The following is a 15,884-nucleotide window of genomic DNA, read 5'->3' as shown; positions in this document are numbered from 1 at the left end:
GCCCCAAGTCTTTTCCGCTTGATTGCCCGCCGTCGCGCACGCTCAGCGTGCGGAGTTCGGAAGGTAGTCTTGGACATAGAGTTGCTGAACAGCGTGCCGGGCGGGCGCGAGCTTGCCTCATGGTTCGGCTACGCGCCGAGATTTCATGACGCGGAGGTTCTCGGACTCACGCTTGACCGGATGGGCGAGACTTGTTCGCTCCGGGTCCACGGCTTCGAAATGACCAGCGATGTTGACGCGGCAGGCTTCTATGTCTGTTCAAAACATGTGGTCGTCACGTTCCTGGTCGGCGACCTGACGACTCTGGAGCTCTATGATTTCAATCATCAGAACGCCTTGATGGGACTGTCCATCACGCGCGGTTCGGAAGGCGAGTTCCGGCTAGAATTGAATCCGGCGTACGGGCTTTCGGGCGTCATCGAGGGCCGAACCCTTGAGATCGCCCTCGAGCCCGGCATCCCGGCGGGCAGCCAACATCTGAAGCTTGGTTGACGCCAAGTCGCTTCGGCCCCGCTTGGCTCCGCCGCTGCATCCGGCGTAACCTCGTTCCATGGCCGTCTCGCTGTTCACCCACGCCGACATGCTCGACCACCGGCCGGGGCCTGGCCATGTGGAGAGCCCGGAGCGGCTGCGGGCGGTGATCGACGCGCTGGAGGACGAGGCGGGCCTCGATCTGGAGCCGTTCGAGGTGCCGCTGGTCGATCCGGCCGACCTGCTGCGCATCCATCCGGCCGTCTTCGTCGATTCGATCTTCGCCGCCGCGCCGCACGCGGGGATCCACGCCCTCGACCCCGACACGGTGATGTCCACGGGCAGCCTGATCGCCGCGCGGCGGGCGGCCGGGGCGGTGGCGGCGGCCGTGCGCCATGTGGCGAGCGGGGAGGGGAGCCGGGCCTTCTGCGCCGTGCGGCCGCCCGGCCACCACGCTGAGCCCGGCACGGCCATGGGGTTTTGCGTGTTCTCCAACGTGGCGGTGGCCGCCCGCGTCGCCCAGGCCAGCGGCCTGCAACGGGTGGCGATCGTCGATTTCGACGTCCATCACGGCAACGGCAGCCAGGCGGCGTTCGAGAACGACCCGACGGTGATGGTCGCCTCGATCCACCAGTCGCCGCTCTACCCCGGCACCGGCGATCCGTCGGAGACCGGGGTCGGCAACATCGTCAACGCCACGGTGGCGCCCGGCGCGGCCCGCGAATCCTGGCGCAAGGCGTTCGACGGGCTGATGGCGCGGGTCGACGCCTTCGCCCCCGACCTCGTGCTGGTCTCGGCCGGTTTCGACGCCCACCTACGTGATCCCTTGGCGCAGCAAAGCCTTGAGGCCGAAGACTTCGCCTGGGCGACGCGGGCCATCGTCGCCGTCGCGAACCGTCGATCCAGAGGGCGTATTGTCTCCTCGCTCGAGGGCGGGTACGACCTCGAAGCGCTGGGCCGTTCGGCCCAGGCGCATGTTCGAGCGCTTCAGGAAGGATAGGGACCCGGCGCCGCGCCCCGCGCGAGCCGGACCGTCGAGGAAAATGGCCGACGCACCGACCGCCGACCAGACCGCCTCGCCCGTGGTCCGCCCACCCGGGGCGATCGTCCTGGCGCGCCACGGCGAGCCCGCCTTGTCGCGCAAGATCCACTTCAGCGCCCAGGCCTATGGCGACTGGTGGGCGCTGTACGAGGAGGGCGGCCTGCTGGCCGGACAGACCCCGCCCGACTGCCTGCTCGACATCGCCCGCAAGGCCGACGTCATCATCTCCTCGACCCGCCGTCGCTCGATCGAGACCGCCCAGGCCATCGCCGGCGGCCGCGACTTCCCGCGCGATCCGATGTTCATCGAAGCGCCGCTGCCGCCGCCGCCCTGGCCCAGCTGGATCAAGCTGTCGCCCAAGAAGTGGGGCTTCTTCTCGCGTTTCTGGTGGTGGTTCTTCGATCACCACATGGGCCAGGAAAGCCGCAAGCAGGCCGAGGTGCGCGCCGACGCGGCCGCTGACGCCCTGATCGCCCTGTCGCAGGACGGCAGGAACGTGCTGCTGGTCGCTCATGGCTTCTTCAACACCATGATCGGCGTGGCGCTGCAGAAGCGCGGCCTGAAGAAGACGCTCGACCAGGGCTTCCAATACTGGTGCGTCAAGCGTTTCGAGCGCTCCTGAAGCCTCACAGCCGTTGCCCGCACGCGCCTGCCCAACTAGGGTGCCTGCTTCTCCCTGGAGTAGAAATGACCGACGCCGCTTCCCCTGCGCATGATCTCTCGGCCCTGAGCTTCGAGCAGGCCCTGGCCGAGCTGGAGAAGATCGTGTCCGAGCTGGAATCGGGCCAGGCGCCGCTGGAGCGGTCGATCGACATCTACGAGCGCGGCGCGGCCCTGAAGGCCCACTGCGAGAAGAAGCTGGAAGCCGCGCGCCTGAAGGTCGAGAAGATCGTGCTCGGCCAGGGCGGCGCCGCGGGCGTCGAGCCGGCCGAGTTCTCCTGATGGGTCAGGCCGCCGCGAAGATCTCGCCGACGATCGCGTTCGAGGATTTCGAGCGCGTGGACATCCGCGTCGGCACGATCACGCAGGCGCAGGCCTTTCCCGAAGCCCGCAAGCCGTCCTACAAGCTGACGATCGACTTCGGGCCCGCGATCGGCGTCAAGCGTTCGTCGGCCCAGGTGACCCGCCACTACGCGATCGACCAGCTGGTCGGACGCCGCGTGGCGGCGGTGGTGAACTTCAAGCCGCGCCAGATCGGCCCGTTCATGTCGGAGGTCCTTTGCCTGGGCTTTCCCGACGACGAGGGCGAAGTCGTCCTCGTGACGGTGGATCGCGCGGCGCCGAACGGGGGAAAGCTGTTTTGAGCGACCTTGGCAAGCGCATCGCCCAGGCGGCCGACATCGTCACCGTGGCGCTCGACGAGCTGCTGCCGCGCGCCGACGGGCCCGAAAGCCGGCTGACCGAGGCCATGCGCTACGCGGCGCTGGGTCCGGGCAAGCGCCTGCGGCCGTTCTTCGCGCTGGAAACCGGCAAGATGTTCGACCTGCCCGAGCGGCCGGTGCTGCGGGCGGCCTGCGCGCTGGAATGCATCCACGCCTACAGCCTGGTGCACGACGACCTGCCGGCGATGGACGACGACGACATGCGTCGCGGCCGTCCGACAGTGCACGTACAATATGACGAGGCGACCGCGATCCTGGCGGGCGACGCCCTGCAGACGGCGGCCTTCGAGATCATGGCCCACCCCGACACCCACGACGACGGCCATGTCCGCTCGGAGCTGGTGCGCAAGCTGGCCATCGCCTCGGGCGCGCGCGGCATGTGCGGCGGCCAGATGATCGACCTGCTGGGCGTTCGCGACGACCTGGGCGCGGTGGCGCGCATGCAGCGCCTGAAGACCGGCGCCCTGATCGCCTTCGCTTTCGAAATCCCGCTGATCATCGGCCGGGCCAAGGAAGCCGAGCGCGCGGCCCTGATGGGCTTCGCCCAGGACCTGGGTCTGGCCTACCAGATCGTCGACGACATTCTCGACGCCGAGGGCGACGTCGCCTTGCTGGGCAAGGCCGCGGGCGGCAAGGACGCGGTCAAGGGCAAGGCCAACTACGTCACCCTTCTGGGCCTCGAAGCCGCCAAGGAACGCGTGGAGCTTCTGGCCGCGCAGACCAAGGCTCATCTCGATATCTTTGGCGACAGGGCCGATCATCTGCGCGACAGCGTTGATTTCGTGCTGGACCGCCGCAACTGACCGCGCTTTCTACGAACATGCCGACGCAAACGCCTCTTCTCGACTCGATCACCTCGCCCGCCGACACGCGGGGTCTGTCGGTCGCCGAACTCAAGCAGCTGGCGCAGGAGGTCCGGGCCGAGACGATCGACGCCGTCTCCGCGACCGGCGGTCACCTGGGCGCGGGCCTGGGCGTGGTCGAACTGACCGTGGCCCTGCACCACGTCTACGAGACGCCCAAGGACATCCTGATCTGGGACGTCGGCCACCAGGCCTATCCGCACAAGATCCTCACCGGCCGCCGCGACCGCATCAAGACGCTGCGCCAGGGCGGGGGCCTGTCGGGCTTCACCAAGCGGGCCGAGAGCCAGTACGACCCGTTCGGCGCGGCCCACGCGGCCACCTCGATCTCGGCGGCGCTGGGCTTCTGCGCCGCGCGCGACGCGAAAGGCGAGGACAACGCCGTCGTGGCCGTGATCGGCGACGGCTCGCTGGGCGCGGGCATGGCCTATGAGGCGATGAACGCCGCCACCGACGCCACGCGCCAGCTGACCGTCATCCTCAACGACAACGACATGTCGATCGCCCCGCCGGTGGGCGGGATGAGCGCCTATCTCGCCAATCTCGTCTCGGGCGGCGCCTATCGCAAGGCGCGCAAGCTCGGCAAGACGGTGGTGGAAAAGCTGCCGACCCCGATCCGCGACGCGGCCCGCAAGGCCGAGGAATACGCCCGCGGCATGGTCACCGGCGGCACCTTCTTCGAGGAGCTGGGCTTCCACTATGTCGGCCCGATCGACGGCCACGACATGGACGCCCTGGTCTCGGTGCTGAAGAACGCCCGCGAATTCAAGGAAAAGCCGGTCCTCGTCCACGTCGTCACCCAGAAGGGCAAGGGCTACGCCCCGGCCGAGGGCGCGGCCGACAAGCTGCACGCCGTGGCCAAGTTCGACGTCGTCACCGGCCAGCAGCAGAAGGCGGCCGCCGGCCCGCCCAGCTACACCAAGGTGTTCGCCCAGGAACTGGTCAAGCAGGCGCAGCGCGACGACAAGATCGTCGCCATCACCGCCGCCATGCCTTCGGGCACGGGCCTCGACATCTTCGAGAAGGCCTTCCCGACCCGCACCTTCGACGTCGGCATCGCCGAGCAGCACGCGGTGACCTTCGCCGCGGGCCTGGCCGCCGACGGCATGAAGCCGTTCGCGGCGATCTATTCGACCTTCCTGCAGCGTGGCTACGACCAGGTGGTGCACGACGTGGCGATCCAGCGCCTGCCGGTGCGCTTCGCCATGGACCGCGCCGGTCTGGTGGGCGCCGACGGCCCCACGCACGCCGGCTCGTTCGACATCGGCTTCATGGGGGCTCTGCCCGGCATGGTGCTGATGGCCGCCGCTGACGAGCTGGAGCTGGCCCGCATGGTCGCCACCGCCGTCGAGATCGACGATCGCCCCAGCGCCTTCCGCTATCCGCGCGGTGAGGGCGTGGGCCTGGAGCTGCCGGCCGGTCCGGCCGAGCCGCTGGAGATCGGCAAGGGCCGCATCGTCCGCGAAGGGACCAGCGTCGCCATCGTCTCGTTCGGCACGCGCTTGTCGGAAAGCCTGAAGGCGGCCGACCTGCTGGCCGCGCGTGGTCTTTCGGCGACGGTCTGCGACGCCCGCTTCGCCAAGCCGCTGGATCTTGACCTGCTGCTGCGCCTGGCGCGCGAGCACGAGGCCATCGTCACGGTGGAGGAGGGGGCCATGGGCGGCTTCGGCGCCTTCGTGCTGCAGGCCCTGGCCCAGCACGGCGCGCTCGATCGCGGCCTGAAGATCCGCACGCTGGGCCTGCCCGACGTGTTCCAGGACCAGGACAAGCCCGACGTCATGTACGCCGAGGCCGGTCTCGACGCCGAAGGCATCCTGCACGGGGCGCTGTCGGCGCTGGGCATGGACAATGTCAGCGCCGCGGGGCGGCGGGCCTGACCTCTGATCCTTCTCCCCTTGCGGGAGAAGGTGGCGGCCCCCAGGGGCGGCCGGAGGCCGGCCCGAGGATAAACTCCTCCGCCGGATGAGGGGTCTCTCAGAAATCAGACGCCGCGAAAGCTGATCGGCTTTCGCGGCGTTTCTGTACGTGCGCCCCCTCACCCGACCTGCCTCGCAGGCCATCCTCTCCCGCAAGGCGAGATGGATCAGGCGTCGCAGGCCTCGAAGAACGCCTTCACGCGGCCGCGCTCGTCCCCGCTGGCGGAGATGCTGTGGCGCTTGCCGGCGTTAAGGATTGCAAGATCGCCCGTGCGGCGAAAATTGCCTAGCGCGGGGTCGCGCGGGGTCGTCCGGGCCAGCAGGAAGGGCCCGGTTCCGCCGTCGTCGGCGGTTTTCGCGGCCAGGCGCGACGTCTGGTCGCGGCTGGCGAGCGCTATGGCGCCGCCCGTGATCCCGCCGGCCGAGACCTCGACCGGCCCGCCCGCCGTCGGACAGGCCAGCATCAGCAGCACCTCGTCGCTGGAGGGGCGGCCGTAGGCCAGCTTGGGACCTTCGCCGGGCTCATTGAGATAGGCCCAGGCATAGGCGGAATTTGCCGCCCGCTCGTGCGCGCAGCCGGCCAGCCCGAGGGCGGTCAGCAGGGCGGCGGCGATCAGGCGGAACGACATGGCGGCGGATCTCCTTCGTCAGGAGAACGCTTCGCCGCCTAGGCGGTTTCTGCCGATCCCACCCGACCACCCTGCGGCGGTCGAGCGGGAGAGGCTTGTACGGGAAGGGCCGGACCTGTCCGGAACAGCCCCTCAGGTCATCAGAACGGCGAGAACTTCTCGACCAGGGCCTGGCCGGCCGGGGTCTTCTGCACGCGGCTGATGTCGCCGCGGCCGCCGTAGCTGATGCGGGCTTCGGCGATCTGGGTGTGCTTGATCGTGTTGGCCGAGGAGATGTCTTCCGGACGCACGATGCCGGCCACCGTCAGCTGGCGCAGCTCGTTGTTGGTCTTCACTTCCTGGGTGCCCTGGATGACCATGTTGCCGTTGGGCATGACCTGCGAGACGACCGCGGCGATGGTCAGGCTGATCTTTTCCGAGCGGCTGACGCTGCCGGCGCCGGCGTTGGAGAAGCCCGAGTTGCTGTTGACGGCGTTCGACGGGTCGAAACCGCCCGGCAGAACCTTGCCCAGGCTCGACTCCAGGCCGAAGAAGTTGCTGAGGCCCGCCGTGCCCGACGAGGTGCGCGAGGACTTGCTGGTGTTGGAGGTGCTGGCGCTGTCGTCGATCTCGATCAGCACGGTGACGATGTCGCCGACGCGGCTGGCGCGCTGGTCGTTGAAGAAGGCGCGGGCGCCGACCCGCCACAGCGAGTTGGCCGAGGCGGCCTGCGGAGCCGGTTCGCGGGCCGAGACGTAGCTGGGGGTCATCGGAGCGAGCGAGGCGGGGTAGCCGACCGGGGCCAGCTCGGGGCCCTTCACGGCCTCCTTGACGCTGGAGCAGGCGGCGATCGGGGCGAGCAGGGCGAGGGCGACGAAGGCGGGACGCATGGACATCTCTGTGCTCTCTTAGCGGGCGGCGTAGCGCACGGAATTGCGGGGAGCCTTCAGGGCTTGCGCCTGAGGGCCGACGACGGCCGAACCGGGGCCGGAGGCCACCGCTTCGATGATCTTCTTGCTGGCGGTGTTCTGGATGCTGAGGGTCTCGCCCACGGCCGCACCGGTCACGGCCTTGCCCTGCAAGGTGAGGGCCACGCCGTCGTAATCGTAGGTGACTGCGACAACATCGCCCTTGGCGATGACCTGGGCGGCGGAAACGTCGCGCAGGGCGGCGGCCGCGCCTTGGCGCAGCGGGCGTTTGGCGCTCATGCCGATCATGGCGTCGGCGTCGCGGGGAGCATCCATGGGCGCGGCGGCGACCTTGATCCACACCAGGTCGGCGGGCTGCACGACCTCGCCGGCGGCGAGGCTGCGGGCATAGGCAAGAACCTCCACGTTGCCGCGCTGGACGCCGGCGGCGCCGGCCAGCTGGCCGCCGTTCTCGACGCCCTGACGGACGATGACGCGGCGCAGGCCCTGGGGATTGGCCCAGTCGAGGCCGTTGCGGCGGGCGGTCATCTGCAGCTGGGCGGCGTCGAGCACGACGCTGGGGCCGGCGCGGCGGGCGACCACGACGCCGCCGGCCGAGCCGGCGCCCTCGAACAGTTCGCCCAGGGTGACGACGCCGTCGGCGTCGGTGGTGTTGTTGCGCAGGTCGACCGGCTGGCCGGCGAAGGCGGCGGGGGCGGCGATCAGCAGGGCGGCGGCGAGGAGCAGGCTTTTCATGAGCTTACGACCTCAGGTTCGAGGTGGCCTGGAGCATCTGGTCGGCCGTGGTGATGACCTTGGAGTTCATCTCGTAGGCGCGCTGGGCGACGATCAGGGAGGTGATTTCGCTGACCGCGTCGACGTTCGAGGCTTCGGTGTAGTTCTGCAGCAGGGTGCCGAAGCCGGTGGAGCCGGGAGCGGCGACGTTGGCCGCGCCCGAGGCGCCGGTCTCCAGATAGAGGTTGTCGCCGATGGCCTCGAGGCCGCCTTCGTTCATGAAGTTGGCCAGCTCGATCTGGCCCACGGTCTGCGGGTCGGCCTGGCCGTCCAGCGTGACCTGCACCAGGCCGGTCTTGCCGATGGTGATGGCCGTGGCGTTCTCCGGGATCGTGATCCCGGGCTGCACCGTGTAGCCGTCCTCGGTGACGATCTGGCCCTGGTCGTTGGTCGAGAAGTTGCCGGCGCGGGTGTAGGCCGTCTCGCCCGAGGGCATCAGGATCTGCAGGTAGCCCTTGCCCTGGATGGCCACGTCCAGCTGGTTGTTGGTGGCCGTCGGGGTGCCTTGCTCGGTGATGCGGTAGACCGAGCCGGCCTTGACGCCGCCGCCGATCTGAATGCCGGTCGGGACCACGTTGCCGTCGCTCGACGACTGGGCGCCGGCGCGCTCGATCGTCTGGTACAGCAGGTCCTGGAACTCGGCCCGTTGGCGCTTGTAGCCAATGGTGTTCATGTTGGCGATGTTGTTCGAGATGACCTCGACGTTCAGCTGCTGTGCAGCCATGCCGGTCGTGGCGGTGCGGAGCGCTTGCATCTGTCGTTAATCCCTTACTGGACCTTGCCCATACGCTCGACGGCGGAGCGCGAGAGTTCGGCGGTTTGGTCCATCATCTTGGCGATGCTCTCGTAGGCGCGGCTGACCTCGATGAGCTTGGTGATCTGCTGGACGGGCTGGACGTTCGACCCCTCCAGCATCCCTTGGTGAATGACCGCGTCGGTGGCCGACTGCGGGGTCTCGTTTCCGGCGTTGCGATAGAGGTTGTCGCCCTGCTTGCGCAGCGAGGAGAGGTCGGAGAAGCGGGCGACGCCGATCTTGCCGACCCGGGCCGCGCCCTGGCTGACGATGCCGTCGCGGCCGATGGTGACGGCGCCCAGCTGCGGGTCGAGGGTGATCTGGCCGCCGCCGTCGTCGAGCACCGGGGCGCCCTGCTGGGTGGTCAGCACGCCTTCGGGGTTGGTCGTGAAGCGGCCGTCGCGGGTGTAGCGCTCGCCTTCGGCGGTCTGGACCTTGAAGAACCCCTGGTTCTCGAGGGCCAGGTCGAGGCTGCCGCCCGTCTGGTTGAGGGCGCCGGGCTTGAAATCGCGCACGACGCCGTCGTCCATCACGAACTTGATCGGCGCGGGGCCGCCAGCGGTGCGCGCGGGCTTGGCCGCTTCGGTGCGGACCATCAGGTCCTCGACCTTGAAGCCGGTGGTGTTGGCGTTGGCGATGTTGTTCGCGACGATGTCCAGCTCACGACGGAGCGTCATCTGCCGCGAAAGGCCCACATACAGCGCGTTGTCCATGACGATTAACTCGCAGTTTGGCGCGACAAATGCGCCGAAACCCTACAAGCAATCCTCGTGCCAACTCGAAAAGCGCAATGAAATCAGCAAACAGGGTGGTTAACGGCGACGCTTTGAGGGGATGCGCCGGGCAGATTCAGCCTGCGACCAAATGGCCGTCAAAAGAGATCGTTAACCATGCTCGCGCACAAGTAGGACCCATAGTTTTCAAGGAACTCGCGCGTGGCCAAGAAACCGCCCAAGGAAGCTCCCGCCCCGGAAGGCGAAGAGGGCGCCGTCGAGGGTGAAGCTTCCGCCAAGAAGAAGCCGCCGATCATCCTGATCGCCGGGGCCGCCGGCGCGCTCGTGCTGCTGATCGGCGGCGGGACCACGGCCTTCCTGCTGATGAAGCCGAAGCCGGCCGCCGAGGGCGAAGCCGCGGCCGGCGAGCATGGCGAGAAGAAGGAAAAGAAAAAGGAAGAGAAGAAGGAAGGCGGCCACGGCGAGGGCGGCGAAGGCGCCAAGGCCGACGGCGGCGCCGGCGCGCCGGTCATCAAGGAAGGCCCCGACGGCGTGGTGTTCTACACCCTGCCCGACATCGTGGTGAACATGCAGTCCGCCGACGGCAAGTCGACCTTCCTGAAGCTGAAGCTGACCTTCGAACTGCCCGACCAGGAGACGGCCGACGAGCTGACGCCGAACCTGCCGCGCCTGACCGACATGTTCCAGACCTTCCTGCGCGAGCTGCGTCCCGAGGATCTCGCCGGCAGCCAGGGCAGCTACCAGCTGCGCTCCGAACTGCTGCGCCGGGTGAACCTGGTGGCCGCCCCTTCGAAAGTGAACGCCGTCCTGATCGAGGAGATGCTGATCAACTAGTCCCCGGGCTGGCTGAAGCGAACCATCATGGCAGACGAGATCGACGATCAGGCCGCAATGGCCCAGTGGGCCGCGGAGAACCCTCCGGGGACCTTCGACGCCGCTGGCGGCGGCGAGATGAACAGCTTCGGCGACTTCAGCGGCGGCATGGCCGGCATGGGGGGCTGGGACGACGGCGGCGGCGACGGCATGGGCGCCGAGCGCATCCTGAACCAGGACGAGATCGACAGCCTGCTGGGCTTCGACCTGTCCGGCGACGGCTCCGACGACCGCACCGGCATCCGCGCGATCATCAACTCGGCGCTGGTCTCCTACGAGCGCCTGCCGATGCTGGAAATCGTCTTCGACCGCCTGGTGCGGTTGATGACGACGTCCCTGCGCAACTTCACCTCCGACAACGTCGAGGTCAGCCTCGACAACATCAGCTCGATCCGTTTCGGCGACTACCTGAACTCGATCCCGCTGCCGGCCATCCTGGCGGTGTTCCGGGCCGAGGAGCTGGACAACTACGGCCTGCTGACGGTCGACTCCAACCTGATCTACTCGATCGTCGACGTGCTGCTGGGCGGCCGTCGCGGCACCGCGGCCATGCGCATCGAGGGCCGTCCCTACACGACCATCGAACGCGTGCTGGTGCAGCGGATGGTCGAGGTGGTGCTGAACGACGCCAAGGCCGCCTTCGAGCCCCTGCATCCGGTGGCCTTCACCCTGGACCGCCTGGAGACGAACCCGCGCTTCGCCGCCATCGCCCGGCCGGCCAACGCCGCGATCCTGGTGAAGCTGCGCATCGACATGGAAGACCGTGGCGGCCGCATCGAGCTGCTGCTGCCCTACGCCACGCTCGAACCCATCCGGAAGATGCTGCTGCAGCAGTTCATGGGTGAGAAGTTCGGCCGCGACAACATCTGGGAAGGCCACTTGGCCACCGAACTCTGGACCACCCAGATGGAGGTGCGCGCCGTGCTCGACGAGCAGCAGCTGCCGCTTTCCAAGGTGCTGAACCTGCAGGTCGGCGACACGTTGATGCTGAACGCCACGCCCGACAGTCTGGTGGAGTTGCGGGCGGGGTCGATTCCGCTTACGCGCGGCCGGATGGGCCGTCGTAACCATTCCATCGCCATTCGGGCCGACGCCCCGCTGACGCCCGCGGCGAAGAAGGCGGTTCAGAAGCTGAAATGAGCCTGGTCGCGGTCGCCCTGCAGGTCTTTCTGGCGGTGCTCCTGATGGTGGCGCTGGTCTTCGGCTGGCGCCTGGAGCGCAAGCTGAAGGCGCTGCGCGACGCCCAGGACGGTTTCGCCAAGGCCGTGGCCGATCTCGACAACGCCGCCCAGCGCGCCGAGCAGGGCCTGGCCGACCTGCGCGCGGCTACCGACGAGGCTTCCGAATACCTGGCCGACCGCATCGAGAAGGCCAAGGCCCTGGCCGCCCAGCTGGACGACCGCATGACCCGCGCGGCCTCGGCGCCGCGGATCGAGACGCGTGAACCCCGCCAAGAACTGGGCCAGCGCCCGGCCCGCGATCCGCGTGATTTCGTCGCGTCGCAGGCTCCCGAGCCGGCGCCCGCGCCGAGCCCCGCCGGCGGTCGCCGCCTGAGCGCGCAGGACTTCGAAGCCATGCTGGAGCGCGAAGCCCGCGCCCGCACGAGCGGCCCTGCGACCTCGCGTCCCGCGACGCCTTCGAATTCCTCGCTTAATCCGCCTGTTAATCCCTCGCGGGAAACGCCCCGTTCACGGGCGCGGGTGGATGATGACCTGTTCGACGGCCCCGACCCCTCGTCGCGGCCCGGATCGCCTTTCAGAGACCGTCGATGAAGAACGTTCCTCGCATCCTGCCGATCGTCGGCGTCGCCGTCGTCGGCGTCCTGGCCGTCAACGCCCTGGCCGGCGCCAAGTCGATGCCCGACCTGCTGGGCGGCGCGAAAGCGTTTGCCGAAGGCGTGGGCAAGACCGACAAGAAGGAAGGCGAAGAGGCCGCCTCGGCCGACGGCGCGGGCGCTGACGCCGCCGCCAAGGTTTCGACCGCCGCCCCGCCGCGCATCTGCGCCCCGTCGGCCACGGATCTCGCCAAGGAAGCCGGCCTGTCGCCGGCCGAACTGCGCGTGCTGCAGAGCCTGGGCCAGCGTCGCGGGCAGCTGGACCAGCGCGAGCAGGACATCGACGTGCAGCTGCAGCTGCTGGCCGCCGCCGAGGCCAAGCTCGACGCCAAGATGAAGAACCTCAACGGCATGAAGGGCGAGATCCAGAACCTGCTGGGGCAGGCGGACTCGCAGAAGGCCGCCGAGGTCGACCGCATGGTCAGCGTGTTCTCGGCCATGAAGCCCAAGGACGCCGCCGTCCGCCTGACGCTGCTGGACGACAGCGTGCGCCTGCCGATCGCCGCCAAGATGAAGGAACGCACCCTGGCGATGATCCTGGCCAACATGGCGCCGGGCGACGCCAAGGTGCTGACCGAGCGCCTGGCCAGCCGCTTCTCGGGCGACGCCATCGCCAAGGGCAAGGCCGCCGTGGCCGACAACGCCGCCGCGCCGGCCGGCGCGGCCGGTGGCCAGCAGGCCGCCGCGGCTCCGCCGCTGGCCGGCGCCGGCGCGCCGAAGAAAGCCGGCTAGGGAAAGGCCAAGGGGGGCTTATGAACCTGCGGGGGGCGTTGAGGGCGAGCGTCGCGGCGATCTGCATCGCCGGCGTAGTCGCGCCCGCCGTCCAGGCCGCGGGACCCGCCGCCGCTCAAGCTACCCAGGGCGATCTCGTCGTCCGCGCGGCCCAGGCTCCCGACTTCTCGCGCCTGGAGTTCCGCTGGAGCGGCCGTGCTCCGGCGATGAAGATGCGCCGCGAGGGCCAGCAGGCGATCCTGCGCTTTGGCCGCGACGCCAATCCCAACATCGCCGCCCTGCGCATCGCGCCGCCGCGCTGGATCCGGACAGTCGAGGCCCGCCACGCCGGCGGCGCGCTGGAACTGGTCCTGACCCTGACCGACGACGCCGACCTGCGGGTCGGCCGCGCCGACGGCGTCGATTTCGTCAACGTCTTCGCCAAGCCGCCCCAAGCCGCGACGCCGGGCGCCCCGCCGACGGCCCCGACTCCGGCTCCGCGCGATCCGCGCCGGCCCAATCCCGCCCCCGCCAGCGGCGTGGTGGCGGTGAACTACAGCAAGACCGACGGCCAGACCCAGTTCGTCACCACCTGGGCCGCGCCCGCCGCCGCCGCCGTCTTCAAGCGCGGCGAGGCCGTGTGGGTGGTGTTCGACGCCTCGGTGCGCCTGGAGCTGGGCCGCACGCCGCAGACCGGCCCAAACCACACCAAGATCCAGGTCTTCCGCGGACCCGACTATTCGGCCCTGCGCATCGTCGCCAAGCCCGGCGTGCCGGTCTATGCCGAAGGGCAGGGGAACGTCTGGACCGTGGCCCTGGGGGCTGGCCTGCAGCCCGAACCCGATCCGATCAAGGTCGCCCGCGACGAGACCGCTTCTCCCGCCAGCCTGTCGGCCAATCTGGCCGGGGCGGGGCGTCCGGTGTGGGTCAATGATCCGGCCGTCGGCGACCGCCTGGCCGTGGTGCCGGCCCTGGCGCCGTCCAAGGGCCTGCCGTCGCGCCGCGAATATGTCGAGATGGCCCTGCTGCCGTCGGCCCAAGGCCTGGCGGTCGAGGCCTTCGCCAGCGACCTGCAGGTGCTGACCGAAGGCGACATCGTCCGCATCGGCCGGCCCAAGGGCCTGGTGCTGTCGCCGGCCTCGGCGTCGAGCGCGGGCGAGGAAGTGATCACCGGCGCGCCGCAGCCGGCGGCCATGCCGGCGGTCGTCGACCTGGAGAACTGGCCGAAGACCGGTTCGGGCGGCTTCATGGCCCGCTACGACGCCTTGCAGGCCGCCATCGCCGCCGTCGATCCGGCCGACCGCCAGGGCGACATCGCCGCCCGCATGGCCCTGGCCCGCTTCCTGGTCGGCTCCAAGCTGTCGTTCGAGGCCATTGGCGTGCTGAACGCCGCCGCCCGCAAGCAGCAGACCCTGCTGGGCGATGCCGAGTTCCGGGGCCTGCGCGGCGCGGCCAAGGCCATGGCCGGACGCTGGGCCGAGGCCGAGGCCGACTTCTCCTCGCCGGTGCTGTCGGACGATCCGTCCAGCGCCCTGTGGCGCGGCTATGTCGCCTACAAGCAGGGCCAGTGGGTGGACGCCCGCAACAAGTTCGCGGCCGGCGCCCAGGCGATGAACCTGTTCCCGAACGTCTGGCAGGCCCGCTTCCTGGGCGCCCAGGCGGAGTCGGCGGTGGCCACCGGCGACGGGATCGGGGCCGAGCGCCTGGTCAACCAGGCCCTGAAGCTGCCCAAGGTGCCGATCGTCGACCAACTGATCCTGCGGCTGACGCTGGCCAAGGCGTTCGAGCTGCAAGGCCGCAAGGACAAGGCGCTGAAGATGTTCCAGGCGATCGGCAAGGCGCCGATCGACCGCATCGCCACGCCGGCCATCCTGCACGCCACCCGCATCAAGCTGGAAAAGAACCAGATCTCGCCGGCCGAGGCCGCCAAGACCCTGGACCAGCTGCGTTTCCGCTGGCGCGGCGACGGCGTCGAGCTGGACGTCGTGCGGGCGCTGGGCAAGCTCTATATCGACCAGGGCCGCTATCGCGAGGCGCTGGAAGTGCTGCGCTCGGCCAACAAGGTGCTGCCCGACCTGCCGCAGGCGGTGGCCCTGCAGAACGACCTCTACGGCGCCTTCCGCACCCTGTTCCTCGACGGCCTGGCCGACGGCATGCAGCCGATCCAGGCCGTGGGGCTGTTCTACGACTACCAGGACCTGACGCCGATCGGGAACGACGGCGACCAGATGGTCCGCAACCTCGTGCGCCGGCTGGTCGATGTCGACCTGCTGGACGAGGCCGCCAAGCTGCTGAAGTACCAGGTCGACAACCGCCTGAACGGCGTGCCCAAGGCCCAGGTGGCCACGGACCTGGCCTGGATCTACCTGATGGACCGCAAGCCCGAGGACGCGCTGGCGGCGATCAACAACACCCGCACCACGATCCTGCCGCCGGCCCTCAACAGCGAGCGGCGCCTGGCCACAGCCCGCGCCCTGATGACCCTGGGCCGCTACGACGACGCCCTGGAGGTGATCGAGGGCGACAAGGGCAAGGACGCCCAGGACATCCGCGGCGACATCGCCTGGAAGCAGCGCAACTGGCCGCTGGCCGGCAAGCTCTACGAGGCCGCCCTGGGCGACCGCTTCAAGAACCCGGCGGGCCTGTCGCCCTCGGACGAGGCCAAGCTGATGCGCGCCGCCGTGGCCTTCAGCCTGTCGGACGACGACGCGTCGCTGGGCCGCCTGCGCACGCGCTACACCAACCTGATCGGCACGGCGCGCAACCCCGAAGGCCTGCGCGTGGCGCTGGCCGGGGTCGACAGCGTGGGATCGAGCGCCGACTTCGGGCGGGTGACGGCTGAGAACGAGGTGTTCAACGGCTGGGTCGCGAAGATGAAGGACCGGTTCCGCGCGGCGGCGACGCCGAAGAGCTAGCGCCGGGGAAGGCCCCCTCCGGCCCTCCGGGCCACCCCC

17 protein-coding genes are annotated in these 15,884 nt (G+C 69.4%); 12 read left to right on the top strand and 5 right to left on the bottom strand.

The features are described from left to right. Positions 1–69 precede the first annotated feature (69 nt). The 7 genes from AC07NG_RS14100 to dxs all read left to right on the top strand — a co-directional run bounded on the left by AC07NG_RS14100 (position 70) and on the right by dxs (position 5,635). Positions 70–492, top strand: a complete 423-nt coding sequence (locus AC07NG_RS14100; RefSeq protein ID WP_494594644.1) for a hypothetical protein — start codon at positions 70–72, stop codon at positions 490–492. Between the two features lie 58 nt (positions 493–550). Further along, positions 551–1,471: a histone deacetylase family protein gene (locus AC07NG_RS14095; RefSeq protein ID WP_494594642.1), complete on the top strand. Its 921-nt coding sequence runs from the start codon at positions 551–553 to the stop codon at positions 1,469–1,471. A 43-nt stretch (positions 1,472–1,514) separates the two neighbouring features. After that, on the top strand, positions 1,515–2,135 hold the full coding sequence (locus tag AC07NG_RS14090; protein ID WP_110120629.1) for a phosphoglycerate mutase family protein: 621 nt from the start codon (positions 1,515–1,517) through the stop codon (positions 2,133–2,135). Positions 2,136–2,200: 65 nt separating this feature from the next. After that, positions 2,201–2,455 (top strand): exodeoxyribonuclease VII small subunit, encoded by a 255-nt coding sequence (locus AC07NG_RS14085; RefSeq protein WP_109099095.1) that lies wholly within the window; start codon positions 2,201–2,203, stop codon positions 2,453–2,455. Further along, a complete protein-coding gene (locus tag AC07NG_RS14080; RefSeq protein WP_110120630.1) occupies positions 2,455–2,817 on the top strand; it encodes a tRNA-binding protein in 363 nt (120 codons plus the stop codon). The genes AC07NG_RS14085 and AC07NG_RS14080 overlap by 1 nt, the downstream gene beginning before the upstream one ends. Next, positions 2,814–3,698 carry a polyprenyl synthetase family protein gene (locus tag AC07NG_RS14075; protein ID WP_110120631.1) on the top strand — a complete coding sequence of 295 codons (885 nt, stop codon included), beginning with the start codon at positions 2,814–2,816 and terminating at the stop codon, positions 3,696–3,698. Before AC07NG_RS14080 ends, AC07NG_RS14075 begins: the two co-directional genes overlap by 4 nt. 17 nt (positions 3,699–3,715) lie before the next feature. After that, positions 3,716–5,635, top strand: a complete 1,920-nt coding sequence (gene dxs, locus AC07NG_RS14070) for a 1-deoxy-D-xylulose-5-phosphate synthase (RefSeq protein ID WP_494594639.1) — start codon at positions 3,716–3,718, stop codon at positions 5,633–5,635. Positions 5,636–5,841: 206 nt separating this feature from the next. Here the strand turns inward: dxs and AC07NG_RS14065 are convergent, their stop codons facing one another. The 5 genes from AC07NG_RS14065 to flgF all read right to left on the bottom strand — a co-directional run bounded on the left by AC07NG_RS14065 (position 5,842) and on the right by flgF (position 9,491). Continuing rightward, entirely contained in the window at positions 5,842–6,303 is a 462-nt protein-coding gene (locus AC07NG_RS14065; RefSeq protein ID WP_494594637.1) for a hypothetical protein, read from the bottom strand. Between the two features lie 140 nt (positions 6,304–6,443). Next, on the bottom strand, positions 6,444–7,172 hold the full coding sequence (gene flgH, locus AC07NG_RS14060) for a flagellar basal body L-ring protein FlgH (protein WP_492857276.1): 729 nt from the start codon (positions 7,170–7,172) through the stop codon (positions 6,444–6,446). Positions 7,173–7,190: 18 nt separating this feature from the next. Continuing rightward, positions 7,191–7,946: a flagellar basal body P-ring formation chaperone FlgA gene (flgA, locus tag AC07NG_RS14055; RefSeq protein ID WP_494594635.1), complete on the bottom strand. Its 756-nt coding sequence runs from the start codon at positions 7,944–7,946 to the stop codon at positions 7,191–7,193. A 4-nt stretch (positions 7,947–7,950) separates the two neighbouring features. Next, entirely contained in the window at positions 7,951–8,739 is a 789-nt protein-coding gene (gene flgG / locus AC07NG_RS14050; RefSeq protein WP_110120637.1) for a flagellar basal-body rod protein FlgG, read from the bottom strand. A gap of 14 nt (positions 8,740–8,753) precedes the next feature. Next, a complete protein-coding gene (flgF, locus tag AC07NG_RS14045) occupies positions 8,754–9,491 on the bottom strand; it encodes a flagellar basal-body rod protein FlgF (protein ID WP_110120638.1) in 738 nt (245 codons plus the stop codon). A gap of 222 nt (positions 9,492–9,713) precedes the next feature. On the opposite strand from flgF, the gene fliL reads away from it, so the two are divergent. The 5 genes from fliL to AC07NG_RS14020 are packed head-to-tail and all read left to right on the top strand — an operon-like array spanning position 9,714 to position 15,845. Next, positions 9,714–10,346, top strand: a complete 633-nt coding sequence (fliL, locus tag AC07NG_RS14040; protein ID WP_110120639.1) for a flagellar basal body-associated protein FliL — start codon at positions 9,714–9,716, stop codon at positions 10,344–10,346. Between the two features lie 27 nt (positions 10,347–10,373). Continuing rightward, positions 10,374–11,525 carry a flagellar motor switch protein FliM gene (gene fliM / locus AC07NG_RS14035; RefSeq protein ID WP_110120640.1) on the top strand — a complete coding sequence of 384 codons (1,152 nt, stop codon included), beginning with the start codon at positions 10,374–10,376 and terminating at the stop codon, positions 11,523–11,525. Then, positions 11,522–12,157: a DUF6468 domain-containing protein gene (locus AC07NG_RS14030; RefSeq protein WP_494594633.1), complete on the top strand. Its 636-nt coding sequence runs from the start codon at positions 11,522–11,524 to the stop codon at positions 12,155–12,157. The genes fliM and AC07NG_RS14030 overlap by 4 nt, the downstream gene beginning before the upstream one ends. After that, complete coding sequence (locus AC07NG_RS14025) at positions 12,154–12,951, top strand: MotE family protein (RefSeq protein ID WP_494594632.1); 798 nt, start codon at positions 12,154–12,156, stop codon at positions 12,949–12,951. Before AC07NG_RS14030 ends, AC07NG_RS14025 begins: the two co-directional genes overlap by 4 nt. 20 nt (positions 12,952–12,971) lie before the next feature. Then, the gene (locus AC07NG_RS14020) at positions 12,972–15,845 is read left to right on the top strand and encodes a tetratricopeptide repeat protein (protein ID WP_494594630.1); all 2,874 of its coding nucleotides are present in this window, start codon (positions 12,972–12,974) and stop codon (positions 15,843–15,845) included. Positions 15,846–15,884: the final 39 nt, after the last annotated feature.

It is taken from the genome of Caulobacter sp. GW821-FHT10C03, assembly GCF_059415485.1.
Note: the sequence above shows the minus strand (reverse complement) of the source record. Positions and strands in the feature narration are given on the sequence as shown.

Coding starts and splice junctions, on each gene's coding strand:
- AC07NG_RS14095 (WP_494594642.1), top strand. CDS start 551: ATGGCCGTCTCGCTGTTCACCCACGCCGACATGCTCGACCACCGGCCG.
- AC07NG_RS14090 (WP_110120629.1), top strand. CDS start 1,515: ATGGCCGACGCACCGACCGCCGACCAGACCGCCTCGCCCGTGGTCCGC.
- AC07NG_RS14085 (WP_109099095.1), top strand. CDS start 2,201: ATGACCGACGCCGCTTCCCCTGCGCATGATCTCTCGGCCCTGAGCTTC.
- AC07NG_RS14080 (WP_110120630.1), top strand. CDS start 2,455: ATGGGTCAGGCCGCCGCGAAGATCTCGCCGACGATCGCGTTCGAGGAT.
- dxs (WP_494594639.1), top strand. CDS start 3,716: ATGCCGACGCAAACGCCTCTTCTCGACTCGATCACCTCGCCCGCCGAC.
- AC07NG_RS14065 (WP_494594637.1), bottom strand. CDS start 6,303: ATGTCGTTCCGCCTGATCGCCGCCGCCCTGCTGACCGCCCTCGGGCTG.
- flgH (WP_492857276.1), bottom strand. CDS start 7,172: ATGCGTCCCGCCTTCGTCGCCCTCGCCCTGCTCGCCCCGATCGCCGCC.
- flgA (WP_494594635.1), bottom strand. CDS start 7,946: ATGAAAAGCCTGCTCCTCGCCGCCGCCCTGCTGATCGCCGCCCCCGCC.
- flgG (WP_110120637.1), bottom strand. CDS start 8,739: ATGCAAGCGCTCCGCACCGCCACGACCGGCATGGCTGCACAGCAGCTG.
- flgF (WP_110120638.1), bottom strand. CDS start 9,491: ATGGACAACGCGCTGTATGTGGGCCTTTCGCGGCAGATGACGCTCCGT.
- fliM (WP_110120640.1), top strand. CDS start 10,374: ATGGCAGACGAGATCGACGATCAGGCCGCAATGGCCCAGTGGGCCGCG.
- AC07NG_RS14030 (WP_494594633.1), top strand. CDS start 11,522: ATGAGCCTGGTCGCGGTCGCCCTGCAGGTCTTTCTGGCGGTGCTCCTG.
- AC07NG_RS14025 (WP_494594632.1), top strand. CDS start 12,154: ATGAAGAACGTTCCTCGCATCCTGCCGATCGTCGGCGTCGCCGTCGTC.
- AC07NG_RS14020 (WP_494594630.1), top strand. CDS start 12,972: ATGAACCTGCGGGGGGCGTTGAGGGCGAGCGTCGCGGCGATCTGCATC.